This is a genomic window from Pseudoalteromonas sp. PAST1 (genome assembly GCF_021532515.1).
GTDB classification, from domain to species: Bacteria; Pseudomonadota; Gammaproteobacteria; order Enterobacterales; family Alteromonadaceae; genus Pseudoalteromonas; species Pseudoalteromonas simplex.
This window is the reverse complement of record NZ_JAKGBH010000018.1, coordinates 46273-71848: the sequence shown is the minus strand read 5'-3', so window position 1 is coordinate 71848 and position 25576 is coordinate 46273. Positions and strand designations below refer to the sequence as shown.

The following is a 25576-nucleotide window of genomic DNA, read 5'->3' as shown; positions in this document are numbered from 1 at the left end:
AACTTTCCCTTCGATACAATTTTTAAACCTTTACCTTGAGTGCTTGTTGCAGTGCATCAACGTTTTTACAGCCAAGGTATATGTTTTTTCTGTCAGCTAAAGTTATTTTAATAGCTTGACCAACTGACGCATTGTATAACCAGCCATCACTTAGCATACGAATGCCAATTCCTTGATACCACTTTGTTTTGTAAGCTGAGTTTTCTACAATCTGAGATAATTCAACATCTTTGCTAATAATCCCAAACCCAAAATACCAACGTAGCTTTTGCTCATCGATGACTATTGTTAGTGAAAAGAACAGCAAAGTAACAAGCAGGTTTATCGATAATATAATTATTTTGAGGTCAGCCAGTTCAGGCGAGAAAATTATAAAGGCACTAATTACTAATAAAATAATAATTAACGAGTAATTTATTTCTGTCTCTTTATACATAGCTTAATATCCATTTAAGTCAGAACGTAAATAAACGCTTAATTATTAGTATAGCAAAGGCAAGAGTAGTTATGACTATCCATTCAAAACGCGCTAAAGCACGGCCTACAAGAGAGCGCGCGAAACAAGTTTCACGCCTACGGTGAGTCCCGTAGGAACGGCTTCAGCCGTGAAGTTTAGATGTTCGGCGTTGAAACGCCTCCTACAAACTTTCCCCTAGCAACTCGCTAACTTATTCCCCTTTCCCCGGTTTTTTCAAAATCTTATCTTTAAAATCAAGCACCTTGCCAATGCCAGAGCCTAGTTTCATTAGGCTTTGAAGTTGTTCAGGGCTTAAGCGTTGTAGCTCTGCTGACCATTTGGTTACGGTTTCAAGTAGGTCGTGAATTTCTTGCATTTGCTGCTGAGCAAAGCGTTCATCATCATTGTGGGCTTCTTCTAAAATGTTATCGCGAAGCAGGCTAAGGGTAGGGTCTATCTCGCGCTTTTTACGCTCTTCGAATACGCGGTTGGCCATATCCCAAATGCTGCCAGCAGGGCCGTAGTATTCTTTACGGTCACCCGGAATATGATGCACTTTAATTAAGCGCCAAGACTGTAGCTCTTTAATACCCATACTGACGTTTCCGCGCGAGATACTTAAGGTATCGGCAATTTCATTGGCGGTCATTGGCTCTTTAGTAATGGTTAATAATCCACACATTTGACCAATGGTGCGGTTAAAGCCCCAACGGCTACCCATTTCACCGCAGTGCATAACAAAAGCTAAGTTTTTTTCAGATAGGCTCATAATTTTTAGTATTCAAAAATTTCAGAAATTAAATGCTAGCACGCTCGGGGTATAACTAAAAGAAATAGCCACTATGCAATCTGCTACTACTAAAGTGTAGATACGCCATTATTTAGTTTTAAGTTATTGAATTTAAAGTGTAGTTTAATTAAATGCCGCAGTGATTAGCTATTTGATGTGGATCAATAATAGTGACAGTTAATAAGTTTATCGTATAGGCTGAAATCCAATAATACCATGGAGGAACGTTATGAAAGCTGCAGTAAATAAAGAGTACAAAGGTAAATTAACAATCGAAGATATCCCATGCCCTGAGGTGGGAATTAACGATGTGCTAGTTAAAATTGCCGCGTGTGGAGTGTGTCACACAGATTTACATGCTTGTCATGGAGATTGGCCAGTCAAACCTAAAATGCCATTAGTACCGGGCCATGAAGGGGTAGGTACTATCGAAAAAGTAGGCGCAAACATTAAACACTTATCAGTGGGAGATCGTGTTGGTGTTCCTTGGTTATACAGCGCCTGTGGTCATTGTGAGTTTTGTTTAGAAGGTAAAGAAACTTTATGCCTTGAGCAGCACAACACAGGTTATTCAGTCGATGGTGGTTACGCCGAGTACTGTGTAGCCCATGGTGATTACGTGGTTAAAATTCCTGAAGGATTAGGTTTTTCAGAAGCCGCACCACTATTTTGTGCGGGGGTTACAACCTATAAAGCGCTTAAAGTGACTGATGCCAAAGCGGGTGATTGGGTTGCAATTGTTGGTGTTGGCGGCCTAGGCCATTTAGCAGTGCAGTACGCAAAAGCAATGGGCTTTAATGTAATTGCCGTTGATACCGGCGAGAGCAAATTGGCACTGGCCAAAGAGCTTGGCGCAGACATCACCATAGATTTTATGAAGCAAGTGCCTTCAGAAACCATTTTTGAACAAGTAGGCGGGGCACATGGCGTTGTGTGTACGGCCGTATCAAAACCAGGTTTTGAGCAAGCTTATAAAAGCGTGCGCCGTGGCGGTAAATGCGTGCTTGTAGGTTTACCACCCGAAGATATGCCATTGCCAATTTTCGACACCGTATTAAATGGTGTGTCTGTTGTAGGCTCAATCGTTGGTACCCGTAAAGACTTACAAGAATGCCTCGACTTTGCAGCCAAAGGTAAAGTTACAGCCATTATTGAAGAAAAACGCCTAGAAGATATCAACGATATTTTTGACGACATGTTAAAAGGCGATATCACAGGCCGAATCGTGATGACGCTTTAAGCTGAGTCAGTTAACGCTGTCAGGTTTGTTGAGTAATCAATTGAATCTGACAGTTTTTCAGGTGCTAAAAGCAGGGAACTGTAAATTGTTATTGTCCCTTTTCTTGTTGTGGTGACAAGTGACTCACACCTAATTGGCGTTAATTTGCCATACCAAAACTTATTAGCAATGGTCACATTCTATTACAAAAATAGGGCAATGCTTTTACTAAAATTAATTTGTTGATTACAACGCATAATTATCTTAAAAAAGGCGCAAAGTCATGAATAGTGAAGATTTTTCTTACAATTACCTTATAAAGAAATTAAAGTTACCAACGAATCACATTGAGAAATTTGATGGTCAAGTTCAAAAAGGGCACACAAGTAGTTTTAATTGCATGGAGCGTTTAAAGTCTATGAGTCGAGATTACTGGACCCCAGATTTTATTGTTAGCTCGAACCCAGAAGAAGATAGCCTCAAAGAGATTTGTTTTGTTGATGTTAATGGCCCTAAAGGTGGGTTACTAACAAGGGTTGATATAGCGATTTCTGAAGAGATCGAGCGATCAAAAGCAGATGCGTTTGCAAATAAGTCCATAGGAAAAGTTGTAAGTATTGAACTATCTAAACAACTTACCCCTCTCATTGAAGGTGTAACAAATAAGCTGAATGAGATCAATAGGAAATATGCCAATAACAGAGATAAAAAAGGCTTAAAATCATTCAATACAGGCTTGATTTACTGCCTCGAGTCAGAAGACAAAGTGAAGCATGCCAACTGTTTAGATTCCCATCAATTGAGCATAACTGTGTTGGAGTTATGTCATTTACTTTCCGATGGGTACTGTCAATATCACGACATTGAACATAAAGGTTTAAATCGTGTTACTAGATTTAATTTTCATAAAGATTACAGAAATATCGGATTTGTAATTTTTATTGGTCGAGGCTTTTTAGCCAATCAATCATATATTTTCGCTAATAATCGCTTTTTGAATAATAGCAATAATGTTTTTGCACAGCAGTTAAAAATGTTACCAAGCATTGATGGCAATAGCTTTAGAGCTAAGCCAACTTCGAAATCTAGACTTGTTCTAGATTGTATGCTGGAAGAAATTAATGAAGAGAACCCTCATGTCTTCCCATACGGGAACATAAATTATAAAGGTGATAAGATGCCAGGTGTTGAGGGAGTTGAGCTAAAAGAAGTGGATGTTTCGAAAATTAAGGATCGGTTTGAACAGGGCTTGAACGAAAGTTAACAAACTCAATAGTCCAGGCTACTCGCTTTAGCTTTAGTGATAGTTATCTGCACCATTATTTTTGGACACCGAGTTAAGCGACTTTCCCATACCTCAAGTAATTCACAAAGTACTAATATTCTGATTTACGAAACTCGTTTTTGTCCAACAATAATCTACTACTCAAACTTGCTCTCACTAAACAAAAGCGCGACCTTACTAAGCCGCGCTTTTTGCTCTTTATTCACAATTTAAGTGTGTAGCTAAATGTTAATTTAGCATTACGCTCTTCACCTGGCATACCGCCTAAGACCATTACTTAACTAGAAAAAATATTATTAAGATCCTCGTCAATAAAGACACCAGTCAAATTATTAGCTTCTACAGCAGATTTAAACTCATCTGTACAATACAAACGAGAACCACCGGTAAACTTGCTTTTAAAGACAGGCTTATTTTTTACATCGTCATTAACAAAAGCAATCTTGGTATAATCTAGCGGGTAACCATCTAAATATTCACGCTCACATTTAGCTTCATCTTCTTGTCCAAATGTACGCAAGTTAAAAATTACAATAGGTTCACCATCAGCCTTTGTTTCAATGAACTCCCCTAAAGGGGTTAACAAGTCTTTTAAAACTTCATATGCATTTATTCGAAGAGCAATAAACCCATCCATGATACTGATATCATGGTTATCTTCTAAGTACTCAGGTAAAAAAGATAACTCATACCCTACAGGCCAATACTCCAATAAAGAGTCATTATTCATATGTATATCTAGAAGGAACATGCAAGCATCTTGATGAGATGGCAACTCAGGTTGTATTTTATCTGCGAATGAAAGTATATCCCACTCAACCATGTCGTAAGAATTAGTTACAGGCTTTAATGAAAACAGCTTCATGTTTTGCCATCCCACTTAACATTTTTGGGTAACATAACGTTGGCTGGCATCATATGATTTTTAATTTTCACTTTTAGCTTGGTAAGACTCTAAACTTTGTTGTGCGATAAGCAAATACTCTAAACGTGTGCGTTCTTTTTGTAAGTGTTCGTAATCTCTTTGAAGCTTTTCTTTAGACGCAGCAGATTTACGGCGTTTATCGTCGTAGTGTTTTTTGGCTAGTAATTCATAATTATAAATAGCCATTTCTAAAGGGGTTGGGTTACTTGGTCTATCTGGTATAGGGTATTGTTGTAGTGGGTTCATCCTTAAATCTTTAAATCATCCATTTATGAGCGTGTAAAATAGCAAATAGAATTTTGCGGTGCAATTTTAAACGTGGCACATCCAATTCACGAAACCAATTAGTAGAAGAAGCGCATTCATTTTTAAATGGGGCGTTGCTCTAAAACAAAAAAGCGCGGCTTAACTAAGCCGCACTTTTTGCTATCTATTTCACAATTAAAGTGTGTAGCTAAAGGTTAATTTAGCATTACGCTCTTCACCTGGCATTCCGCCTAAGAACATTGCTTTTGAGTAATAGGTTTTGTTAAACAAGTTATTTAGGTTTAACTGTAGTTTCCAATCATCTGTTTGGTATTGAATGGCGGCGTCGTAAACCGTGTAGCTCGGTACGTAGCCATCAGGTATACCAAACGAGGTTGAGTTTGTGCTGCGGTCATCAACATATTGTACGCCTGCGCTAATTGTCAGTGGCTCGGCTAAATCAAACCATTTAGCGTCATAGCTTAACCAGCTGCTTGCTGTTACATAAGGCACACCTTTTTGGCGAGAATCAAAGCTTGATGAATTTGGATTTTGCTTATCGCGCGCGTCTTGATACACCGCGTTTACGTTAAGTTTCCACTGCTCGTTTAAATCGGCATTTAAATCAAGCTCAACACCTTTGGTTTGCTCTTCACCATCGTAAAAGCTTTTTGGTACTGAGGCATCAGATACACCGGCTTCGTACTCTGGGTTGGCATACTCAAGGTTGGTACGGGCACTATCAAATACCACAAGTGATGCCAGTAGTTGATCGTCAAAGGCTTTTACACGCATACCAATGTCGTTACTGACTGACTCGGCGTCATCGCGGTCTGCTTCGTTACCCGATACACTACCAAGTACGCTGTAGGCTGTGCGGCCTTTAGAGTGGTTTACAAAGAACGAAATATCATCGCTAAGTTTATAAGTTGCACCTAGGTTATAGGTCATACCGCTGTCTGATGTATCTGCTTCTGGCGTTGGCTCGGCGGCACTAGCACGGTAGCGCGCATCAACACCAAAGTGTTCGTAGCTTTGTTTAATACGGTTAAAGGCAACGCCTACACGGGTAGTGAAAGTGTCGTGAATATAGGCAACATGTTGAATACCCACACCCCAAGCTTGAACCTTTTTGTTGTAATCGCTGGTTTTTAGCGGATCGTAGTCGTAAAAGCTGCCTTCGCCCCAGTTCGGGTTACGAATATCAAAAATGTAAGGTAATTGACCTTGGTAAATAACCTCTCCATCTTTGTTTTTAATGACCTTGTCGGCATCGTAAATTGAGTATTGTTTAAAACGAATATCGCGGTCTTCGTAGTTGGCGTTTACAAGTAGTTCGTTATCGATTCCGGCAAAGCTAAAGTCATAACGTAAGTCAGCAAAGTATTGCCATGATTTTTCGTCAGCCTCTACTTGGCGGTATTCTTGGCGACGCGCTGCAAATGGGTAAAGTACGTCATCAACCACTAAAGGAGCGCGCGGGTCGGCATTGATCACGCCATTACGGTTCCAATAAACATAGTTATAAGCACCCGTTTGGCGGGCAAAGCTCGATTCGTAATTACGGTATTGAAGTTGCTGATTTAAAAATAAATTATCAGTAATAAAGTAGTTATGGGTTAACTTAAAGCGCAGCTCTTCGCCTTCGTTGTCATTCGCCATTGGCGAGATGATACCGTTATGACCAAAAGTGTAAGGTGTTAGGCCATCATTTGCTGCCAGTGAGTCAGCTAATTGTTGGCGTTGCTGTTCGGTTAGTTGCAGGCCTTGTGCAGTTGCGTCGTTAATTAAATCGGCGGCGGTTACTTCACCTGCGGTTTTGCCATTCACTGAGTCGCTGTTAAAAATACGAATAGGGTGGCCAATTGAGTCAACGGCAATGGCATCTTTAATATAAGCGGCAGAAATCATGATGTCTTGTTTGTCGCTTAATACGTATTTTAACGCGCCATAAATTTCATCACGGTCGTCTTTTAAGTCGCGGTAGCCATCGCTGCGAGCGGTTTTTGCGTTAACGCGATAAGCAAGGTTGTCGGTTAATGCTGCTGTGCTATCAAAGCCTAATGAGTAGCTATCCCATTGACCAAGTTCTGCATTTACCGTGTGTTTTTCAGTAAATTGTGGTTTCTTCTCGATTAGGTTGATAACACCACCTGCGCTACCCATACCATATAAACCTGTTGCAGGGCCTTTAAGTACTTCTACAGATTCAACATTGGTCATTGAGCGTGTAGGGTTAAAGGTGTTACCTAGGCCTGCACCGCCATACATGCCATCGTAAGTATAGTTAGCGCCTAAACCGCGGATCACTAAGTTATCACCAATACCGTAGTTGTTACCGGCTTGGGTTACACCACTGATGTTACGCACTAAGTCTTGTAAGTTAGTTGCGCCTTGCGAGTTGATAAGCTCTTGATCAACAACTACAACAGGTGCAGGTGTTTCCATTAGGGTCATATTTGACTTTGTGGCAAGGCCAGATTCAAGTACCACACGGTTTTGTTTGTCGTAAACGGTAATACGTTCAACTGAGTCTAAATCGTTGGCGTTTGCATTGAATGCGCTTAAGCAGGCTAGGGCTAAAATTGAATATTTATATGTCATGATTATAGGTAATTGTCGAAATTTTTCGGCAATGATAATGCGAGACATTTTCATTTCAAGTTTTATTTAACCATTATGAGTATTTTTTTAACCTAGATACATTTTTTTAACGGGTGTGTTTTTTGTTGGTAAATTTGTTTTCAAAATGGTTACATGAGGTGTGGTTGGCTTTGCAAGTGCAAAGCCAACATTGTGGCTTATTTAAAAACTTTACCGTCTTTCATTACAAATTGTACATCTTCAAGTACTGCAATGTTTTCAAGCGGGTTGCCTTTAACGGCGATAATATCGGCTAAGAAACCGTTTTTGATTTGCCCAAGTTGATTATCAGCTTTAAGTAGTTTGGCACTATTGATGGTGGCAGACTGCAATGCTTGCAGCGGTGTCATACCAAATTCAACCATACGCGAAAACTGCTTTGCGTTATCGCCATGAGGGTAAATCGCTGCATCGGTACCAAATACCATGTTTACACCTGCTTTTACTGCGCGGCTAAAGCTATCACGTTGCTTTTTAGATACTTGGCGTTCTTTATTGAGGTTTTCTTCTGCAACCCCATTTTGTTCACCAAAGGCAAGGGTGTACTCAGTGTTGTAAATATCCATTGAAAACCAAGTGCCGTGTTTTTTCGCAAGTTTAATGGCTTCGTCATCAACAAAGCTAACGTGCTCAACACTGTCTACACCGGCAACAATGGCCGCTTTAATACCACTGGTACCGTGCGCATGGGCTGCAACGGTTAGGCCACGTAAATGAGCTTCGTCAACAATGGCGTTCATTTCATCTTGGCTATATTGTTGAATACCGACTTTTGTGCCTTTTGAAAATACCCCGCCTGTAGCGCAAAACTTAATAGCATTGGCACCGTACTTAATGTTTTCCCGTACTTTAGCGCGCACTGCCCATGGGCCATCAGCAACACCTTCGGCGGTGTATTTCATTTCTGGTGGTAAACGGTTGTTATCACAGTGACCGCCAGTAACACCTAAAGACGGGCCAGCCGCCCAAATACGCGGGCCAACAATATCGCCTGCATTAATGCCATCGCGTACAGCAATCACGCTGTAGCCTTCTGCGCCTAAGTTACGCAGCGTTGTAAAACCTGCATACAGTGTTTTTTCGGCAAAGTGTGCAGCTTTAATTGCTTTACGCGGAATCGATTGACCAATTCGCTCACTGCGCGGCACGGTAGGATCGCTCGTTAAATGCACATGCATATCCATTAAACCCGGCAGCAAAGTCAGTTCTGGTAATTGAATGTGCTTATCGCCGTCTTTTAAGTTTGGCTGTTTATTGCTTTGCACAGCTGTAATTTGACCATTATCTATACTAATAAGTGGTGATTTAATCAGTTTACCTGAATTTACATCTACCATGGCTTTTGCCGATAAGTAGGTGGTTGCATAGGTATTTAAAGGTGTTAGGCAAGCTAGGCCTAAGCTAATAGCAAGAGCTGTCTTTTTCATTTTTATTCAAAATTGGTAAGTCGAGCCGCCACTCTAGCAATCAGCTTACAAAGTGTAAATAAACTGCGATAAGTTGCAGCGATACTTGCTAAATAGGGAACTAAACCCTCATAATTTACGCGTACTTAATATAAGGGCAGGGAAAGAATGAAAAACGTAAAACTAGCACTACTTAGTTCGGCAGTGATGTTTGCATTACTTGGTTGTAATGAATCAACGCCAAGCAACGAAAAAACAACGCAGGCAGTAAGCAAACAAGCACCAAGCGCAACGTCAGCCACAGAGCAACTTGATTTATTACTAGCAGATTACTTTGAAGCAGGTTTAAAATTTAGCCCTGTTAGCGGCACTTACATTGGCCGTAGCGAATTTAACGATCAATTTATTGCACCCATTAGTAAAGCCAACCGCGACGAGCGGCTTAATTTTGTTAAAGAATACCAAAATAAATTAGCAAATATCGACAAAGCGCAATTAAAGGGTCAGTCATTATTGAGCTACGAAATTCTAGCGCGCGATTTAGACCTTGCGATTGAAGGTGCTCAATTTCCAAGTTACTTAATGCCAATTAACCAAATGGGCGGGGCGCACAATACCTTTGCTGCGTTAGGCTCTGGGCAAAGTGCACAGCCTTTTAACACGGTTGAAGATTATCAAGCATTTGAAAAACGTGCTGACGGTTTTATCGCGTGGTTAGACAGTGTTGAGCAATCAATGCGCCAAGGCATGAAAGACAAAGTGGTTCTTCCTAAACCGCTTGCTGAAAAACTATTACCGCAATTTCAAACTCATATTGTAGAAAAACCAGAAGAGTCATTATTCTGGGGGCCAATTGCTCAGTTACCTGAATCTTTCAGCGACGAGCAAAAAGCACAGCTAACAAGCGCGTACACGGCGATGATCAGCGAACGTTTAGTGCCTGCGTATCAAAAAATGGCTGACTTTTTAGCGAATGAATACATTCCAAATGCCCGTGAAAGCATTGGTTACAGCGACCTACCAAATGGTAAAGCATGGTATGAGTATCAAATTAAACAGCATACAACGCTTAGCCTAAACGCCGATGAAATTCATGACATTGGTTTAAACGAAGTATCGCGCATTTTATCTGAGATGAAAAAAGTCAAAGAGACTGTTGGTTTTGAAGGCGATTTAAAAGCGTTTTTTGAACACCTTAGAACCTCAGATGAGTTTTACTACGATACGCCAGAAGAGCTAATTGCTGCGTACGAAGCAGTAAAAGAAAAGATTGATGCTAAGCTACCGCAAATGTTCGATATTGCGCCAAAAGCGCCATACGTTGTAAAAGCAGTTGAAGATTTTCGCGCTGAATCAGCTGCAGGTGCATCTTATCAGTCGCCAGCACCAGATGGCTCACGCCCAGGTATTTTCTATATCAATACCTTTAATCTAAAAGCACAGCCTAAGTTTTTACTTGAAACCTTGTCTATTCACGAAGCGGCACCGGGTCACCACTTTCAAATTGCCTTGCAACAAGAAATTGAAGGATTACCACTATTCCGTAAATTTGGTGGCTACACGGTATTTGCAGAAGGTTGGGCATTGTATGCAGAAAGCTTAGGAAAAGAGCTTGGCTTATTTACCGACCCTTACATGTGGTACGGCCGTTTATCAGATGAGCAATTACGTGCAATGCGCTTAGTACTTGATACTGGTTTCCACGCAAAAGGTTGGACACGTCAACAAGGTATTGATTACATGTTGGCTAACTCATCAATGGCCGAAAGTGACATTATTGCCGAAGTTGAGCGTTATATTGCATGGCCGGGCCAAGCGCTGTCGTACAAGTTAGGTCAGTTCAAAATTCAAGAACTACGTGACTACGCGAGCAAAGAGTTAGGCGATAAGTTCGATATTAAAGCTTTCCATACGCAAGTGCTAATTGATGGCGCATTACCGATGCCGATTCTTGAAGAGAAAATTAAGCGTTGGGTTAACGAGCAAAAATAGCACCTTTGCGCGCATGCTGGCTTTACGCTAGAATGCGCGCTGTTTAGGGGCTTTGAGTAATACCATGTTAGAAGATCAATTTTGGCTTAAGCGCTCGCTTGAGCAAATGTCACAACCCGAATGGGAAGCCATTTGTGACGGCTGTGGTAAATGTTGTTTAAACACGTTTATCGACAGCGAAGACGAAGATGAATTTACCGCAACGGATCAACTTCGCGAGGGTGAAGAACTCATTTTCACTAATATCGTTTGCCAATACCTAGACAACGACACCTGTGGGTGTAGCGAATATGCGAACCGCCAAACTTTGGTGCCTTCATGTGTAAAGCTCACTAAAGAAAACCTTAAAGATATCTTTTTTATGCCGCAAAGCTGTAGCTACCGTCGCCTTTACGAAGGCCGTGGCCTTGCGTCTTGGCACCCGCTACTGAACGGTGGCAGTAAAGACATGATGCATCAGCTGGGTATTTCTGTGCGTGACAAAACAGTGAAAGACTGTGATGTTGACCTAGATGACTTTGACCTTTACGTGGCCGAATGGCCAACCAGAGACATTGATTAATGAGCGCCCTTAAAGCAAGCATTGGTCTGTTAAACCCAAAAAGCCCAACCAATGTGGGTGGCGTATTACGTGCCGCGGGTTGTTACAACGCCAAGCAGGTGTTTTTTACTGGTAGCCGCTATTTACGCGCTAATAAGTATCACACCGATACCAAAAATGTGCTTGAGCATATCCCACTTACGCAAGTCGAAAGCCTAGAGCAAGCAAAGCCTGAAGGTGCCACAACTGTGGTGATTGAGCTTGTTGAAGGTGCAACGCCGCTGCCCGAATTTAAGCACCCTGAAAACGCATTTTATGTGTTTGGCCCTGAAGATGGCTCGGTGAGTAAAGACGTGCTGAAATGGTGTGATGAAGTGGTTTATGTACCAACCATAGGCTGTATGAACCTAGCTGCAACCTGCAATGTTGTACTGTACGACCGACTTGCCAAACTCGGTGGTATTGAGAGTTCTAACGACACCATCTGTAATAGTCGAGACACCAACAACTCACTTAAATGGCAACAAAAAAAGAGCGCTAAATAGCGCTCTTTTTAGATTCAAACTCAAAATTACTTTTTAGTAATTTGTACGTTACTCTCAAGGCCGATGCCGTTATCGGTAATGTCTGTGGCAAAATAAACACCGACAGGTTGGTCGCGAAGGGAGTCAAGCTCAGCCATTTCTTCATCACTTAATTGACCCGTTGATGCAATTGTATCAAGTAAAGGTAATAAGATTTTTTGTACGTCGAATGCCATGTTCACAAAGCCATTTTTAGTGACACTTTGCGACTCTAAGGTTTCGGCGATTTGTGCTGACTTATCACCCGTGAAAATCACAATATGATTGCCTTTAAGTGCCATTTTTATATCAAAGTTAAGTGGCACAGGCGATGGAATGTATTCATTGATCAGTACTGCATCACCATTGGCTGGTAGTTTTATGTTAGCAAGCGGCGGTACAAAACCTTGCGCAATTGAATACAAGCCATGGGCATCAGTCGCCGATAGGGTAACGATGGCATCAAGCTTGTCTATTTGTGGGCCGTTGTAGTCATCGATAGTAAATGCAGCGTCTTGAACGCTCACACTCATACCTTGTACGCCATTAGCAAAGCCCGACATCATAGCAAGGCCAGCAGTGCTTACTTCTTGCATTTCATTTTGTAGTGCGACAATTGGGCCACAGTTAAACTCAGCTGACTTAATTGCACCGGTTAGTGTGTTGGCAAGTGGCAGGACTTTTGCAACATCAATACCATAGGCAACACTCATCATTTGCCCGTCAAGCCCGGTGGTATGTTTTGGTACAAAACCACGCACAGCTTGTAGGGTATTTAGTAAGTCTTGATCTGTGCTTTGCAGTACCGCTTTTACGTCAAAGTCGGCGTAGTCGGCGGTAATACGGGTTTTTGTTGTGCCTGATACTGTTGCAGGCCATTTAGCGGCAATGGCAGCAATATCATCTTGACACTCAGGTGTTGAAATCATTGCTAACGCATTCGCTTGCTGGGCTTTATCAAGTAGTTCTTTGAGCATTTGGTGTAAGCGAGAGTCTTCTTTGCCTGTTACAGCATTGGCGATACGTTGATGATCAACAAAGCCAACCGAGTTACCATCAAGCGAAAAAGTTTTAATAAGCTCAGGTAGTTTTTTAGTTTCAGCCAGTGATTGAGCCGGTTTTTCTACGCCAAGGGCTATACGTAAGTCTTGGTCATTAGAAAGAGCAGTGGTCAGCGTTAAGGTAGCCCAATTATTGTGAGTTGATGCAATTAGGTTGAAGTTATCTAAGCCTTCAAGCTCAATGGCAAAGCGCGTGTAACTTACACCTTCAAGGCTTTCTGTAGTATAAGCAATACCGGCTTCATCAGCAGATTGTTTAATGCTTTTGATAATGCTGCTTTGATCAGCGACCTGAAAACGCACAATCGGCATTAAACCTTGCGCGTACATCATGCCTTTGTAGTTATCACCAAAGCCCCATATCGATTTGAAGGCATCGTAAGAGCTCAATGATTGCTGGTATTTTTCCATCAGTGATGCAAGGAATAGGGCATTCTTATCATCAACTGTTTTAAGCTCAGCAATGATGGGCGTTAAATCGCTCGTGCCTTTCATTGCATCTGGCATAAGCGCAAAGTATTTGCTGTACGGAAACGGTTTAAGTTGACCATAAAAAACTGCCGTATCGGCAGGAACGTATGCAAGCTCAGGTAAATCTACATCAACACTGGCTTTATTTTGTGAGTACAACAACGCACCTGCAACAATGGCAATTGCGCCCCCAGCAAGAAGCTTATTATTCATAGGATGAATTCCTTTTTCTAAAATTAGGAGAAAACATACCATGAAAGCCGTTTTCTGACCAATGTTGCTGTATTAAACGGATTGAATTTTTGTAACAAGTTATTCACCGCAAAGCACAGTTTTAACTTTTAACCTATGTCATATTTTAATAATACAAATAACAACATGGAGTAGATGTTTTGCAGGTAACTCAATTATTTAAAAGCGTGTCAGCCGTTGCTATGACCGCCATTCTAGCGAGCTGTAGTGTTAAACCTTTGCCACTTGAGCCAAGAGTTGGTGATACCGGTCAGCCATTATCGGCAGTTGCACTGAAAAGCGATGTGCAATTTTACGACTTATCACTTGAAGTGTTTCCTGATGATAAACGCATTAAAGGGGTGTCGAAAACGCAGTTTAAAATGCTATCTGCAAGCCAATTTGTTGAACTAAAACTTGATAGCCGGTTTTTAATCACTGCAATTACCTCAGACGATAAAACACTTAACTATACCCGCAATGCAGGTGTGCTAAACATTGATTTAGTTAAGCAATACCCTGCGGGTAGCACAGTAAGTGTTGCTGTGGCCTATGAGGGCAACCCCCATATTGCTAAAAACGCGCCTTGGGATGGCGGGTTTGTATTTGCTGAAACAGAAAGCGGCGAGCCGTGGATAGCTACCGCAGTGCAGGGCGAAGGTTGTGATTTATTCTGGCCTTGTAAAGATCATTTTGCTGACAAAGCCGATAGCATGCGCATAAGGCTCACGGTACCAAATGGCTTAAGTGCAGTAACCAACGGGGTATTGCAAAGCGTAAAACCAGTCGGAGCAAACAAACAACAATTTGATTGGCTGCTATCTGTGCCTGCAAGCGACTATAACATTGCCCTGAACATAGGCCCGTATCAACGTATTGAGCGTAGTTATACTAGTATTAATGGCACTGAGGTTCCGATTGAATTTTGGGCACTTGCTAAACACACACAGCAAGCGTCGATGCTAATAGAGCAGGATTTGCGTTCTCAAGTCGCGTTTTTTGAGCGCTTTTTAGGGCCTTACCCATGGGGGAATGACAAACTGGGCTTTGTTGAAACACCGCATTTAGGTATGGAACATCAAACGATCAATGCTTATGGTAAAAAATATAAGCGTGATGCTGGCGGTTATGATTGGTTATTACAGCATGAGTTAGCTCATGAGTGGTTTGGTAATTTAATGACCCATGAAAAACTCAACGATGCATGGCTACACGAAGGCTTTGGCAGTTACATGCAGCCAAGTTATAGCTTGTATAAATTCGGTGAAGCGGGCTATAACCACAGCATGTATAAGTCGTATTTAGGGCTTAAAAACTGTCAGGCCATTGTACTTGATGGCGACATAACCTCAGATCAAGCATTCAACCCTGATATTTATGGCAAAGGCAGTTGGACTTTACATACCTTACGCTGGTTAATTGGTGATGAGTTATTTTGGCAAGCCACCCGTGAGCTGCTTTATGGGGTGAACGACACCAAGCAATTAGCTTACCCAATTTCACCGCGATATCGAAATACCGATGAGTTTATTGCTATTGTTAACCGCTTAACGGCGAAAGATTATAGCTGGCTGTTTGATGTGTATTTAAAACAGGCTCAATTACCTGAACTTGATGTTATTCAATCAGCTAACAGCTTAACGCTGAAATGGAACAAAAACTCTTTGCAAGATAAGCCATTCCCTATGCCAGTTCCGGTGCAAATAAACGGTTCGTTGCAAACTTATTATGTTGAAAATGGCGAGATTAGCATTGCTTTAAAAGCGGGGGATCATGTGGTGATCGATCCAAACATGAAGGTGTTTAGGTATTTACCAATTATCGATAAATGTAAAACTGACCAATAGCGAAGAAGCCCAGCATAAACTACTTTATACTGGGCTTATTACTCAACCTAAACAAAGTTCTAGGCTAAATCGGCTGCGCTTGGTAAAGACGCAAATGCACCATAACGGCTTACAGCAAAAGCGCCAGCTTTAGCTGCATAAGCAATGGTTTGTTCGATGTTAGCTGGGGTTTGACAAAACGCTTTAAAACTTTGTTTGTTTTCACAGTGCTGGCCAATCTTTGACAGCATGCCGCCAATAAACGCATCGCCTGCGGCTGTGGTATCAACTACTTTTGTAGCTGGTGGGCTAACTTGACCTTTAAAGTCTGCGTGATAAAAGCTGATTGCTTCGCCGCCATTGGTAACTAGCAAACAGGTTACACCGGCCTTTAAAATGGCATCAATAGTATGCTCAAGTGGCATTTCTTGATGGCTTCTTTGATTTAAAAACTCAAGCTCTTCAAATGAGAGTTTAACGATATCTGCCAGAGAAATAACATGCCACATTCTATCAAGCGTATGGCGCATACTTGGCCACAGGTTTTCGCGCAGATTCATATCAAAGCTACAAATTGCACCTGCTTTTTTCGCCTGCGTTAAACCATAAATTGTTGTTTGATAGATATTGTGCTCAGTTAAACTGTTGCTGCATACGTGCATGATGGCGTGATTTGCAAACATTGCATGCTCAAAGTCGTCCACTCGATACAGTAAATCGGCAGCTGGTGGGCGATAAAAACTAAACGAGCGTTCGCCATTTTCATCGAGTGATACAAACGCCAATGCTGTTTTAGCCGCATCGGTGAATGTACAGTAATCAGTGTTTACCGCATGCTGCTCAAGCTCTTGTTTAATAAAGTGACCGAACATATCATCGCCTAGCATACCGCAAAAGCTGGTGTTTAGGCCTAGTTTTGCTGCTGCAACAGCCACATTGGCAGGTGCGCCACCTGCGTATTTGGTAAATGACTCTGGTTGTTTACCATCTGATAAAAAGTCGATTAATGCTTCGCCAAAACACACTAAACTCATTATGCATTCCTCAAGGTTAAGGTTCTTAATACTTCGTAGCAGGCACCCATAGTATGGTAGTCGGTTTTGCCTGCTGGCGATTTTTCGTCACTGTAGGGTTGGTTTTGTGCTGATAAAATGCGATACCACGCACCATATTGGTGATCTACCATATGTTGCCAACTGTATTGCCAAATTTTTTCGTACCATTGCCAATAGCTTTCGTCATTTGTGGCATCAGCGAGTAGGGCTGCTGCGGCTAATGATTCGGCCTGCACCCAAAAGTATTTATCGCTATCACAAATTTGTTTATCTGGTGCAAAGCCATAGAAAATGCCCCCATGTTGCTGATCCCATGCAATCCTAAGGGTTTCATCAAACAGGCTTTTAGCGCGCGTTACCAGCCAAGGTTCATCAATATGGCGGTTTAAAATAAGTAACAGTTTTGCCCACTCAGTTTGATGACCTGGTTGAAATCCCCAAGGTCTAAATAAATGCTGCGGGTCATCTTTGTTGTAATCTAAATCGAGTTGCCAATTTTTAGAATAGTGTTCCCAGACAAACTGTTGGCTCTGTGCAGCCAGTTTTACTGTGAAAGTTTCGGCAAGTTGTTTAGCACGTTTTAAATAACGGGTCTCGTTGGTTGCTTCAAAACACATCAGTAAGGCTTCGCATAAATGCATATTGGCATTTTGGCCGCGATAGTCATCTGCACAGCTAAAATCGGCATTTTGCTCATCTAAATAGGCATTATGCTGGGGTTCAAAGTAGTGCTGCTCTAATAAATCCCAAACTTGCGAAAGGGTATTTTTGCAGTCGTTTACCCCTGCTTTTAAGGCTACTGCGTTTGCAAGCATAACAAAGGCAAGCCCGTAGCAATGATTGGTGTCGTCTAACACGGTTACTTTGCCGTTATCATCTTGCTCAATAAGCCAAGCATAACCACCAGATGCTTGTTTATGCGCATGTTCAAGGTGAGCTAAACCATGTTTAGTGAGGCTTAAATATTCTGGCTCTTTAAACTCTATGTACGCCATTGCATAGTTAAAAACAAAGCGGGTGCTCGAGACTAAATGGCGAGTGTGTTTATCGTAGATCGCGCCATTATTTTTAAAAAACTGATAAAAGCCAGCTAAGCCATGGGCTGAATGATCAACACAATGGGGGTGATAAAAAGCAAGGGTATCTTGAATATGCTGCTTAAGAAAATCAGGGCTTTTAAAGTTAACTGTGGCCATGCGTTATTAATAAATCTGTGTACATCTTGCAACTATAGCAGGAAATAAAAATATTGGAACGTTCCTAGTAAATCTTTGTGCTATTTTTACTTCAATGTGTAGAATCAAAGGTAACTTGTTAACGGAGTGAAAACCACGTGAGTGAAATAAATACAAACCAATCGTTTGTCGCCGATGGTTCGCAGCAAAATAAAAACTACCTGCTACCACTGACAGCAATGACAACCCTGTTCTTTTTATGGGGTTTTATTACAGTTTTAAATGACGTGTTGATCCCGCGCTTAAAAGGGGTATTCGATTTAACCTACACAGAAGCAATGCTGGTTCAGTTTTGTTTCTTTGGTGCTTACTTTATTGTGTCGCTACCAGCGGGTATGTTGGTTAAAAAAATGGGCTACAAAAATGGTGTACTAACTGGCTTAGTCGTAGCATCAATTGGCTGTATGTTATTTTACCCAGCGGTTGTAGTACATGAGTACTGGTTATTTTTAGGTGCGTTATTTGTATTAGCGGCAGGTATTACCGTATTACAGGTATCTGCTAACCCGTACGTTGTGGCGTTAGGTCCTGAAAAAACGGCGTCGTCACGTTTAAATTTAGCTCAAGCACTTAACTCACTCGGTACCACAGTTGGTCCATATGTGGGTGGTATTTTATTCTTTGGTACAGCAGGCACACTAGCTGCAAACGCGGCCACCGCTGAATCTGTCAAAGTGCCTTACCTCATGCTTGCAGCTGCACTACTGACCATTGCTGTAGTATTTGCCTTCTTTAAATTACCCGTGATTGCAGAGCACACAGAAGAGCAAGACTGCAAAGCGAAAGGCCACAGCCTAGCTGAAGCACCTCATTTAATGATGGGTGTTGTAGGTATCTTCTGTTACGTCGGTGCTGAGGTTTCAATTGGTAGCTTCTTAGTAAACTACTTTGGCGAAGCGCACATTGCAGGCCTTGAAGAGCATGCGGCGGCAAGCCTAATTGCTTATTATTGGGGCGGTGCAATGGTGGGTCGTTTCATTGGCTCTGCAGCATTGCAAAAGATTGCGCCTTCAAAAGCGTTATTCTTTAATGCCATGATGGTTATTGTATTGCTGTTAGTGACTATATTCACTGAAGGTGATGTGGCGCTTTATTCAGTACTTGCGATTGGTTTATTCAATTCAATCATGTTCCCGACTATTTTCTCTGTTGCTATTGAAGGCCTAGGTTCACTCACAAGTAAAGGTTCGGGTTGGTTATGTTTAGCAATCGTTGGTGGCGCCTTAGTACCATTAGTACAAGGTGTGGTAGCTGATACAGTAAACATTCAACAAAGCTTCTTTGTACCTGTGATTTGTTATGCTTTTATCGCTTGGTATGGCTTAAACGTTGTACGTTTAGCAGATAGCTGGAAAAAACGCATCAACTAAAAATAACTATTAATAAAAACCCCGCACAGAGTTGCGGGGTTTTTTTGTGCCATTTTTTGCTTTAGCCAACAAAATTAGATGACAGAATGATTTAATGAATACGTATTCAGGGGTGATTAAAGCAGTAATTTATAGGAACGTTCCAAAAAGTGTTTTGCTGCTTTTTATTAATGTGGCTTTAGAAGTTGAATGTGCTGCCGCTAATAAAGTAATTGATTTATAAAGAAAGCGTACTTTAATTATAAGTAACGATTTCCTAGTTTTAGCTTAATTTTATAAGACAAATGGCTTTAAATTTGTTAAATATAAAAGTGCTAACAACGAAAAAAATAACAAATAGGTTTGTCATGCAAAGCTCCAAAAGCACTTTGAAATTTACCACCAAGGTAACTGCGGCTGCATCACTGGTTTTAGTGATTGTGCTCGGATTATTTACCGTCAATAACTTCGTCTCTATGCGCAGCCAAACGCAGGAGCAGCTTTCGCTTGTTCTGCAAGAGATTTCTCAATCAGTATCGCAAAATATAGCTAACTGGTTAAACGCTAAATTAGCGATTGTTTCGTCTGTCGCAGACACCTATCAGCTAGGTGATAGTAAAGAGTTAACACTTAAACAACTAAACACAGCCGACAAAGCAGGTGATTTTAAAAATACCTATATTGGTATCACTGATGGCACTTTTGTATTGAATGATCAATCGGTTGTTTTACCACCTGATTACGATGCTACCAAACGTCCATGGTACAAACTTGTTGAAAATAAAAGCAGTACTGCGTTTACAGCCCCTTATATTGATGTAACTACCAATGAACTAACTATTTCTGCTGTAGCGCCAATGCAAGCAAACGGTGTGTTTAGTGGTGTTGCGGGTGCCGACATCGACATGAAAACGATTACCAAAATCGTCAACGAAATTGACTTTTTAGGGTTTGGTTATGGCTTTTTACTTGATAGCGAAGGGCATATTTTAAGCCACCCAGAAACGAAGTTTATCGATAAAAACATGCGTGACTTATTTGGCAAAGACTTATCGCTTCAATCTGAGTTCGTTGAAGTTCAAATTGATGACTCAGACAAATTAGTATCGTTTACCAAGGTTAAAGGTATTCAAAACGTTGATTGGTATTTAGGTGTAGTTATTAACGAAGAAATAGCTTATTCATCGGTTGCCTCATTTAGAAATATGGCAGCTATTTATATGCTGTTAGGTATTGTCGCGATTGTACTGATGATGCAGTTTTTACTTCGCTACTTAATGCGCCCAATGCAGCGCTTGAACGATGCAATTAAGGATATTGCACAAGGCGAGGGGGATTTAACCCGTCGTCTTGAAGTTGAAAATAATGACGAGTTTGGTGAGTTGAGCCATTACTTTAATGCGTTCATCGAGAAGATTCATACATCAATCGAGCAAGTTAAAAATACCACCGTTGAGCTTGAGCGCTTAGTTGAGAGTTTAGTTAATCAAACGCAAGGCACGCTCGACATGTATGCTGACCAAACAAAGCGTACAGATAACGTAGCAACTGCAATCAATGAACTGACATCGAGTGCGGTAGAAATCTCAAATAGTGCAAGTAATGCGTCAACCTTAGCAACCAGTGCTAACAGCCAATCATTACAAAGCCAATCTGCATTAGCTGATAATTTAACGGCAATTAATGCCTTGTCTCGTAATATGGAGCAGGCGCAAAAAACCATTAATAGTTTAGATGCACACACCGTAAGCATCGGCCAAGTGCTTGAAGTGATCAAAGGGGTTAGTGAGCAAACTAATTTACTAGCCCTTAATGCTGCAATTGAAGCTGCCCGTGCGGGTGAAGCGGGTCGAGGCTTTGCGGTTGTCGCCGACGAAGTACGCCAACTTGCGCATCGTACACAGCAATCAACGCAAGAAATCGAAGACACAATTTCTCAGTTACAACAAGGCTCTGCGTCTGCGGTTGAAGTAATGACTGCAAGTATTCGTGATAGCGAAAAGAGTGTTGAACAAGCACATGTAGCAGGCGATAAAATGGCTGAAGTAACTCGTGCCATTGAGTCAATTGATGAGGTGAACCACAGTGTTGCAAATGCCACGACTGAGCAAAACCAAGTCATTCAAAGCCTAGACAGTGACATACACTCAATTAGCGAGCTTTCTAATCAAGGCCAGAGCAATCTGAATAACACCTTAAACGAGTGTACAAAATTAAAAGCCCAGTTTTATGAGCTCGAAAAATTAGTGCTCAAATTTAAAGTTTAGTTGTTAAGAGACTGCAATCTTGGATCAAAACTGGCTTAATGCCATTACTTTAAACAGTGTCGACACGGCGGATAAACAGCGCCGTGCCTTCACCTTATTTACCATGGCTTTTTTTGCCATTGTTTTAATCACTTCGTTGGTGTTATCTAACTATCAAATTTACGCTTTACCATTAACTATTATGTTGGTTGTGAGTGATGTAACCATCGTGCTGTGCATGCTGTATTACTTTCGCACAGGTGCTCTGGTGCCTGTTAGCTGCATTATTTTATCTATTATCTTATTGCTTTGTCTGGCCTTAGTGTACACCGGCGGTAAAGAGAATACCGCTTTATATTGGCTAATGTTTTACCCTATTGTGGCTTATGTCACCTTAGGGTTAAAAGTGGGCAGTGTGTTGGTTGGGATTATGTATGCTAGTGCAGTTGCACTGCTGTTTAGCCCTAATTTTGGTCAAGCACACTATGGGCAAGTTGAAACTTCACGCTTTTTAGCGTCCTTTAGTTTAGTAATTTTGTTCGCTGCGATTAGTGAATACTTTAGACAAAAAAGCCATCAAAAAATTGCTGGTATTACCTTAATAGAAAAACGCGATGCATTGACTGACCCACTTACAGGTCTTGCTAATCGTCGTTATATTTATGAACATATTCAACCCCGCCTTGAAGCTGAAGCGGCAAACTACTTACCTATGTCGGTATTATTAATTGATTTAGATAATTTTAAGTCACTCAACGATAGTTATGGCCATGATTTTGGTGATCAAGTACTTATTGCATTTACTTCTATGTTGCACGATAAACTGCGAGGAACCGATATAAAAGCACGCTATGGCGGCGAAGAGTTTATTATTTTGCTACCTAAAACAGGGCTAACAATTGCACACTCTGTAGCTGAAAAGTTGCGCGCTTTTGTTGCTCAAAAACAGATCCCCTATGATGTTGGGCAATCTATATCTATAACTTGCAGTATTGGTATTGCCAGCCTCGAAAGGGGAAGCCAATTTAGTAAAGCAATTAAGCATGCTGATGAAAACTTGTATAAGGCCAAAGCAAAAGGGCGCAATCTAGTTGTATCAGGTTTAAGTGAGGTTAATTAAATGGCAAAGCTAATTTATGTTTATGACCCAATGTGTAGTTGGTGCTGGGGCTTCAGAGAAACTTGGTTAAAGCTTCAAGCAGCCATTGGCGACAAACTTGCTATTGAATATAAAGTGGGTGGCCTTGCGCCTGATTCAGATGAGCCAATGCGAAAAGAAATGCAGCAGTTTTTACAGCAAACATGGCAGCGCATTGAGCAGCAACTTGGCACACCATTTAATCATGAGTTTTGGCATACCGCGCAACCGCGCCGTTCTACTTACCCAGCATGCCGTGCAGTGCTTGTCGCAAGGCAGCAAAATAAAGAGCAAGAGATGCTTTATGCCATTCAAAAAGCCTACTACCTAGATGCACAGAATCCATCTGACATCAGCACCCTTGCAAGCCTTGCTGAGCAAATAGGGTTAGAAAAAAACGCATTCCTTAAAGAAATAGAAAGTGAAAAAATAAATTCATTACTTATGGACGAAATAAACCAAGCGAGAAACTTACCAATTCAAGGCTTTCCGTCTTTAGTCCTTGAAAATAAAGGGCTCTATGCTGCTGTCCCTGTTAATTATCAAGACTGGCAAAGTACTTATCAGCAAATAACATCTCATATTTAGTTCCCGAAACCCTGCAACTTTTGACTTATCTTTGCGCAATATAAACTAATTGTTACAGCTGTCATATTTTTGTATTTTTTGCGCAACATGCTTGTCATTTTTCATCGTTATCCTTTCGCACAATAAAACAACCCAACTAGCAAATTAAGCTAACTTAACGAGTAAAGGTGTATGCGATGAAAGGCGTTAAACCACTGATTTTAGCAGGTATTGTAGCGGCATCTGCAGCAGTACATGCAAACGATCTAGATAAAGTAATTGATAAAAGCAGCGAGATAAACAAATCTGCAGCGCAATCACAAACTAAAATCGACAAGATTGCAGATTCAATGCAAGGTCGTTTACAACAATTCAAAGCCCTTAATAAAGAAATTGACGGCTTAACTGTTTATAACGCGCAACTTACTAAGCAATTAAACAACCAAATTGCAGAAATGGACGCGTTAAACGAGTCAATGGATCAGGTATCAGTTATTGAGCGTCAAATTACGCCGTTAATGATGCGTATGATCACAGGTCTTGAGCAATTCGTTGCACTAGACGTGCCTTTCTTAACTGAAGAACGTAGCAACCGTATTGCATCATTAAAAGAAATGATGGACCGCGCAGACATTACTTCAAGTGAAAAATTCCGCCGCTTACTTGAAGCTTACCAAGTAGAAGTAGATTACGGTCGCACTATCGAAGCGTACACAGCATTACTTAACGTAGATGGTCAAGAGCGCGAAGTGGATTTCTTACGCATCGGTCGTTTAGAACTTATTTATTTAACACGCGACGGCAAAAAAGCAGGTAGCTGGGATACACAAACAAAATCGTTTGTTGAATTACCAGATTCTGCAATCAGCCAAATCAACAAAGGTTTACGCATTGCACGTAAGCAACTTGCCCCAGATATGTTAACACTGCCAGTCCACGCTGCTGAATAAGAGGTTTGAGATGAAATTATTAACGAAAATGACAAAAATGGCCGTGTTTGCAGCTGGCCTTGGTTTTGCTGGTAGCAGCCTAGCAGCTGAGCCAATGGATTTAGACTCATTACTAAAAACATTAGAGCAAGGTAAAGCACAGCAAAGCGCTGAAAATAAACAACGTGAACAAGAGTTCATGGCGCGTCAAAACGAACAAGTACAAATGCTCAAAGATACACAAGCAAAACGTACTGCAATGCTTAACGAGTCGGAGCGCTTAGAAACTCAGTTTGAAGAAAACGAAGTAAAGCTAGCTAACTTAACAGACACGCTTTCAAACCGCATGGGTTCACTTAAAGAGCTATTCGGTGTGTTACAACAAGTAGCGGGTGATTCAAGCAATAAATTCATGACGTCAGTTGTTTCTGCAGAGCTTCCTGGTCGTAGTAACTTCATGGATGAGCTGGCACAAAAAATGGGTTCAACGTCAAAGCTTGCTTCTATCGATGATATCGAAAAAGTATGGTTTGAATTACAGCGCGAAATGACTGAGCAAGGTAAAGTATCTCGCTTTACAACAGATGTTATCGTCGAAGGTGGCAGCAAAGCACAAAAAGAAGTGGTGCGCGTTGGTGCATTTAACTTAATCGCTGATGGTAAATACCTAGAGTACACACCAGCTACAAATACAATCAGCCAGCTTACGCGTCAGCCTAGCAGCCGTTACACAGCAACGGCTGCTGATTTACAACAAGCAAACTCAGGTGTTGTACCGTTTGCACTTGACCCAACTGGCGGTTCAATTTTAGGTCTTTTAGTTCAAGCACCAGATACTGAGGAGCAAGTTCATCAAGGTGGTACAGTTGGTTACATTATCTTAGGTGTTGGCTTAATCGCTTTACTAATTGCACTTGAGCGCTTTGTATCTCTGATGATTATGGGTAGCAAAATCCGTCGTCAGCTTAAAGACACAGTGGCACGTGATGACAACCCTCTTGGTCGCGTAATGAAAGTGAAAGATCAGTACCCAGATGTAGCGTACGACACGCTTGAGCTTAAATTAAGCGAAGCAATCATTCGTGAAATGCCAAAAATTACTCGTAACCTGACGCTAATTAAGATTATCTCTGTGGTAGCACCACTACTTGGTCTACTAGGTACGGTAACCGGTATGATTAACACCTTCCAAGCAATTACCTTGTTTGGTACAGGTGACCCTAAACTAATGGCGGGTGGTATTTCTCAGGCACTTGTAACAACGGTACTTGGTCTGGTTGTGGCTATCCCTACAGTATTCTTATACACACTTCTTAACACGCGCTCTAAAAACATGCTGTTGATTTTACAAGAGCAAAGCGCAGGTATCATCGCAGAGCGAAGCGAGAAAGGAGCATAAAT

The 25576-nt window shown here is 41.3% G+C and carries 21 protein-coding genes; 12 read left to right on the top strand and 9 right to left on the bottom strand.

All coding sequences use genetic code 11. The features are described from left to right. Positions 1 to 22 precede the first annotated feature (22 nt). Together L1272_RS10855 and L1272_RS10850 are read right to left on the bottom strand one after the other, a co-directional pair. Positions 23 to 436 (bottom strand): hypothetical protein, encoded by a 414-nt coding sequence (locus L1272_RS10855; RefSeq protein WP_235373376.1) that lies wholly within the window; start codon positions 434 to 436, stop codon positions 23 to 25. A gap of 232 nt (positions 437 to 668) precedes the next feature. Then, positions 669 to 1226, bottom strand: a complete 558-nt coding sequence (locus L1272_RS10850) for a GbsR/MarR family transcriptional regulator (protein WP_054552053.1) — start codon at positions 1224 to 1226, stop codon at positions 669 to 671. Between the two features lie 250 nt (positions 1227 to 1476). On the opposite strand from L1272_RS10850, the gene adhP reads away from it, so the two are divergent. After that, entirely contained in the window at positions 1477 to 2487 is a 1011-nt protein-coding gene (gene adhP, locus L1272_RS10845; protein ID WP_235373374.1) for an alcohol dehydrogenase AdhP, read from the top strand. 262 nt (positions 2488 to 2749) lie between these two features. Further along, the gene (locus L1272_RS10840) at positions 2750 to 3730 is read left to right on the top strand and encodes a hypothetical protein (RefSeq protein ID WP_235373372.1); all 981 of its coding nucleotides are present in this window, start codon (positions 2750 to 2752) and stop codon (positions 3728 to 3730) included. A gap of 298 nt (positions 3731 to 4028) precedes the next feature. Here the strand turns inward: L1272_RS10840 and L1272_RS10835 are convergent, their stop codons facing one another. The 4 genes from L1272_RS10835 to L1272_RS10820 all read right to left on the bottom strand — a co-directional run bounded on the left by L1272_RS10835 (position 4029) and on the right by L1272_RS10820 (position 8992). Further along, on the bottom strand, positions 4029 to 4616 hold the full coding sequence (locus L1272_RS10835; RefSeq protein WP_235373371.1) for a hypothetical protein: 588 nt from the start codon (positions 4614 to 4616) through the stop codon (positions 4029 to 4031). A gap of 60 nt (positions 4617 to 4676) precedes the next feature. Next, entirely contained in the window at positions 4677 to 4922 is a 246-nt protein-coding gene (locus tag L1272_RS10830) for a hypothetical protein (protein ID WP_235373369.1), read from the bottom strand. A 195-nt stretch (positions 4923 to 5117) separates the two neighbouring features. Then, positions 5118 to 7526, bottom strand: a complete 2409-nt coding sequence (locus tag L1272_RS10825; RefSeq protein WP_410445981.1) for a TonB-dependent receptor — start codon at positions 7524 to 7526, stop codon at positions 5118 to 5120. A 197-nt stretch (positions 7527 to 7723) separates the two neighbouring features. Beyond that, entirely contained in the window at positions 7724 to 8992 is a 1269-nt protein-coding gene (locus L1272_RS10820; protein WP_235373366.1) for a Xaa-Pro dipeptidase, read from the bottom strand. Positions 8993 to 9139: 147 nt separating this feature from the next. Here L1272_RS10820 and L1272_RS10815 point away from each other — a divergent pair, with 147 nt between their 5' ends. From L1272_RS10815 to L1272_RS10805, 3 genes are all read left to right on the top strand, one after another. Then, positions 9140 to 10963, top strand: coding sequence for a DUF885 domain-containing protein (locus L1272_RS10815; protein ID WP_138600814.1), 1824 nt, complete (start codon positions 9140 to 9142; stop codon positions 10961 to 10963). Positions 10964 to 11027: 64 nt separating this feature from the next. Beyond that, positions 11028 to 11525, top strand: coding sequence for a YcgN family cysteine cluster protein (locus L1272_RS10810; protein ID WP_138616689.1), 498 nt, complete (start codon positions 11028 to 11030; stop codon positions 11523 to 11525). Further along, positions 11525 to 12049 carry an RNA methyltransferase gene (locus tag L1272_RS10805; RefSeq protein ID WP_054552060.1) on the top strand — a complete coding sequence of 175 codons (525 nt, stop codon included), beginning with the start codon at positions 11525 to 11527 and terminating at the stop codon, positions 12047 to 12049. Before L1272_RS10810 ends, L1272_RS10805 begins: the two co-directional genes overlap by 1 nt. Before the next feature lie 26 nt (positions 12050 to 12075). Here the strand turns inward: L1272_RS10805 and L1272_RS10800 are convergent, their stop codons facing one another. Beyond that, positions 12076 to 13812 carry a hypothetical protein gene (locus tag L1272_RS10800; RefSeq protein ID WP_235373365.1) on the bottom strand — a complete coding sequence of 579 codons (1737 nt, stop codon included), beginning with the start codon at positions 13810 to 13812 and terminating at the stop codon, positions 12076 to 12078. 179 nt (positions 13813 to 13991) lie between these two features. Between L1272_RS10800 and L1272_RS10795 the strand changes: the two genes are divergently transcribed. After that, complete coding sequence (locus L1272_RS10795) at positions 13992 to 15677, top strand: M1 family metallopeptidase (protein ID WP_235373362.1); 1686 nt, start codon at positions 13992 to 13994, stop codon at positions 15675 to 15677. Positions 15678 to 15736: 59 nt separating this feature from the next. Here L1272_RS10795 and L1272_RS10790 read toward each other — a convergent pair whose 3' ends face one another. Both L1272_RS10790 and L1272_RS10785 read right to left on the bottom strand, forming a co-directional pair. Further along, positions 15737 to 16690 (bottom strand): carbohydrate kinase family protein, encoded by a 954-nt coding sequence (locus L1272_RS10790; protein WP_054552062.1) that lies wholly within the window; start codon positions 16688 to 16690, stop codon positions 15737 to 15739. Then, positions 16690 to 17907 carry an AGE family epimerase/isomerase gene (locus L1272_RS10785; RefSeq protein WP_199528968.1) on the bottom strand — a complete coding sequence of 406 codons (1218 nt, stop codon included), beginning with the start codon at positions 17905 to 17907 and terminating at the stop codon, positions 16690 to 16692. The genes L1272_RS10790 and L1272_RS10785 overlap by 1 nt, the downstream gene beginning before the upstream one ends. A 137-nt stretch (positions 17908 to 18044) precedes the next feature. Between L1272_RS10785 and L1272_RS10780 the strand changes: the two genes are divergently transcribed. The 6 genes from L1272_RS10780 to L1272_RS10755 all read left to right on the top strand — a co-directional run bounded on the left by L1272_RS10780 (position 18045) and on the right by L1272_RS10755 (position 25574). Then, positions 18045 to 19316, top strand: coding sequence for a glucose/galactose MFS transporter (locus tag L1272_RS10780; protein ID WP_166340869.1), 1272 nt, complete (start codon positions 18045 to 18047; stop codon positions 19314 to 19316). Between the two features lie 347 nt (positions 19317 to 19663). Next, positions 19664 to 21562, top strand: a complete 1899-nt coding sequence (locus L1272_RS10775; RefSeq protein ID WP_138616700.1) for a methyl-accepting chemotaxis protein — start codon at positions 19664 to 19666, stop codon at positions 21560 to 21562. Positions 21563 to 21581: 19 nt separating this feature from the next. After that, complete coding sequence (locus L1272_RS10770; protein WP_235373360.1) at positions 21582 to 22661, top strand: diguanylate cyclase; 1080 nt, start codon at positions 21582 to 21584, stop codon at positions 22659 to 22661. Continuing rightward, a complete protein-coding gene (locus L1272_RS10765; protein WP_235373358.1) occupies positions 22662 to 23267 on the top strand; it encodes a DsbA family protein in 606 nt (201 codons plus the stop codon). A 176-nt stretch (positions 23268 to 23443) separates the two neighbouring features. Then, a complete protein-coding gene (locus L1272_RS10760) occupies positions 23444 to 24196 on the top strand; it encodes a DUF3450 domain-containing protein (protein WP_235373357.1) in 753 nt (250 codons plus the stop codon). Positions 24197 to 24206: 10 nt separating this feature from the next. Then, the gene (locus tag L1272_RS10755) at positions 24207 to 25574 is read left to right on the top strand and encodes a MotA/TolQ/ExbB proton channel family protein (RefSeq protein WP_054552069.1); all 1368 of its coding nucleotides are present in this window, start codon (positions 24207 to 24209) and stop codon (positions 25572 to 25574) included. Positions 25575 to 25576: the final 2 nt, after the last annotated feature.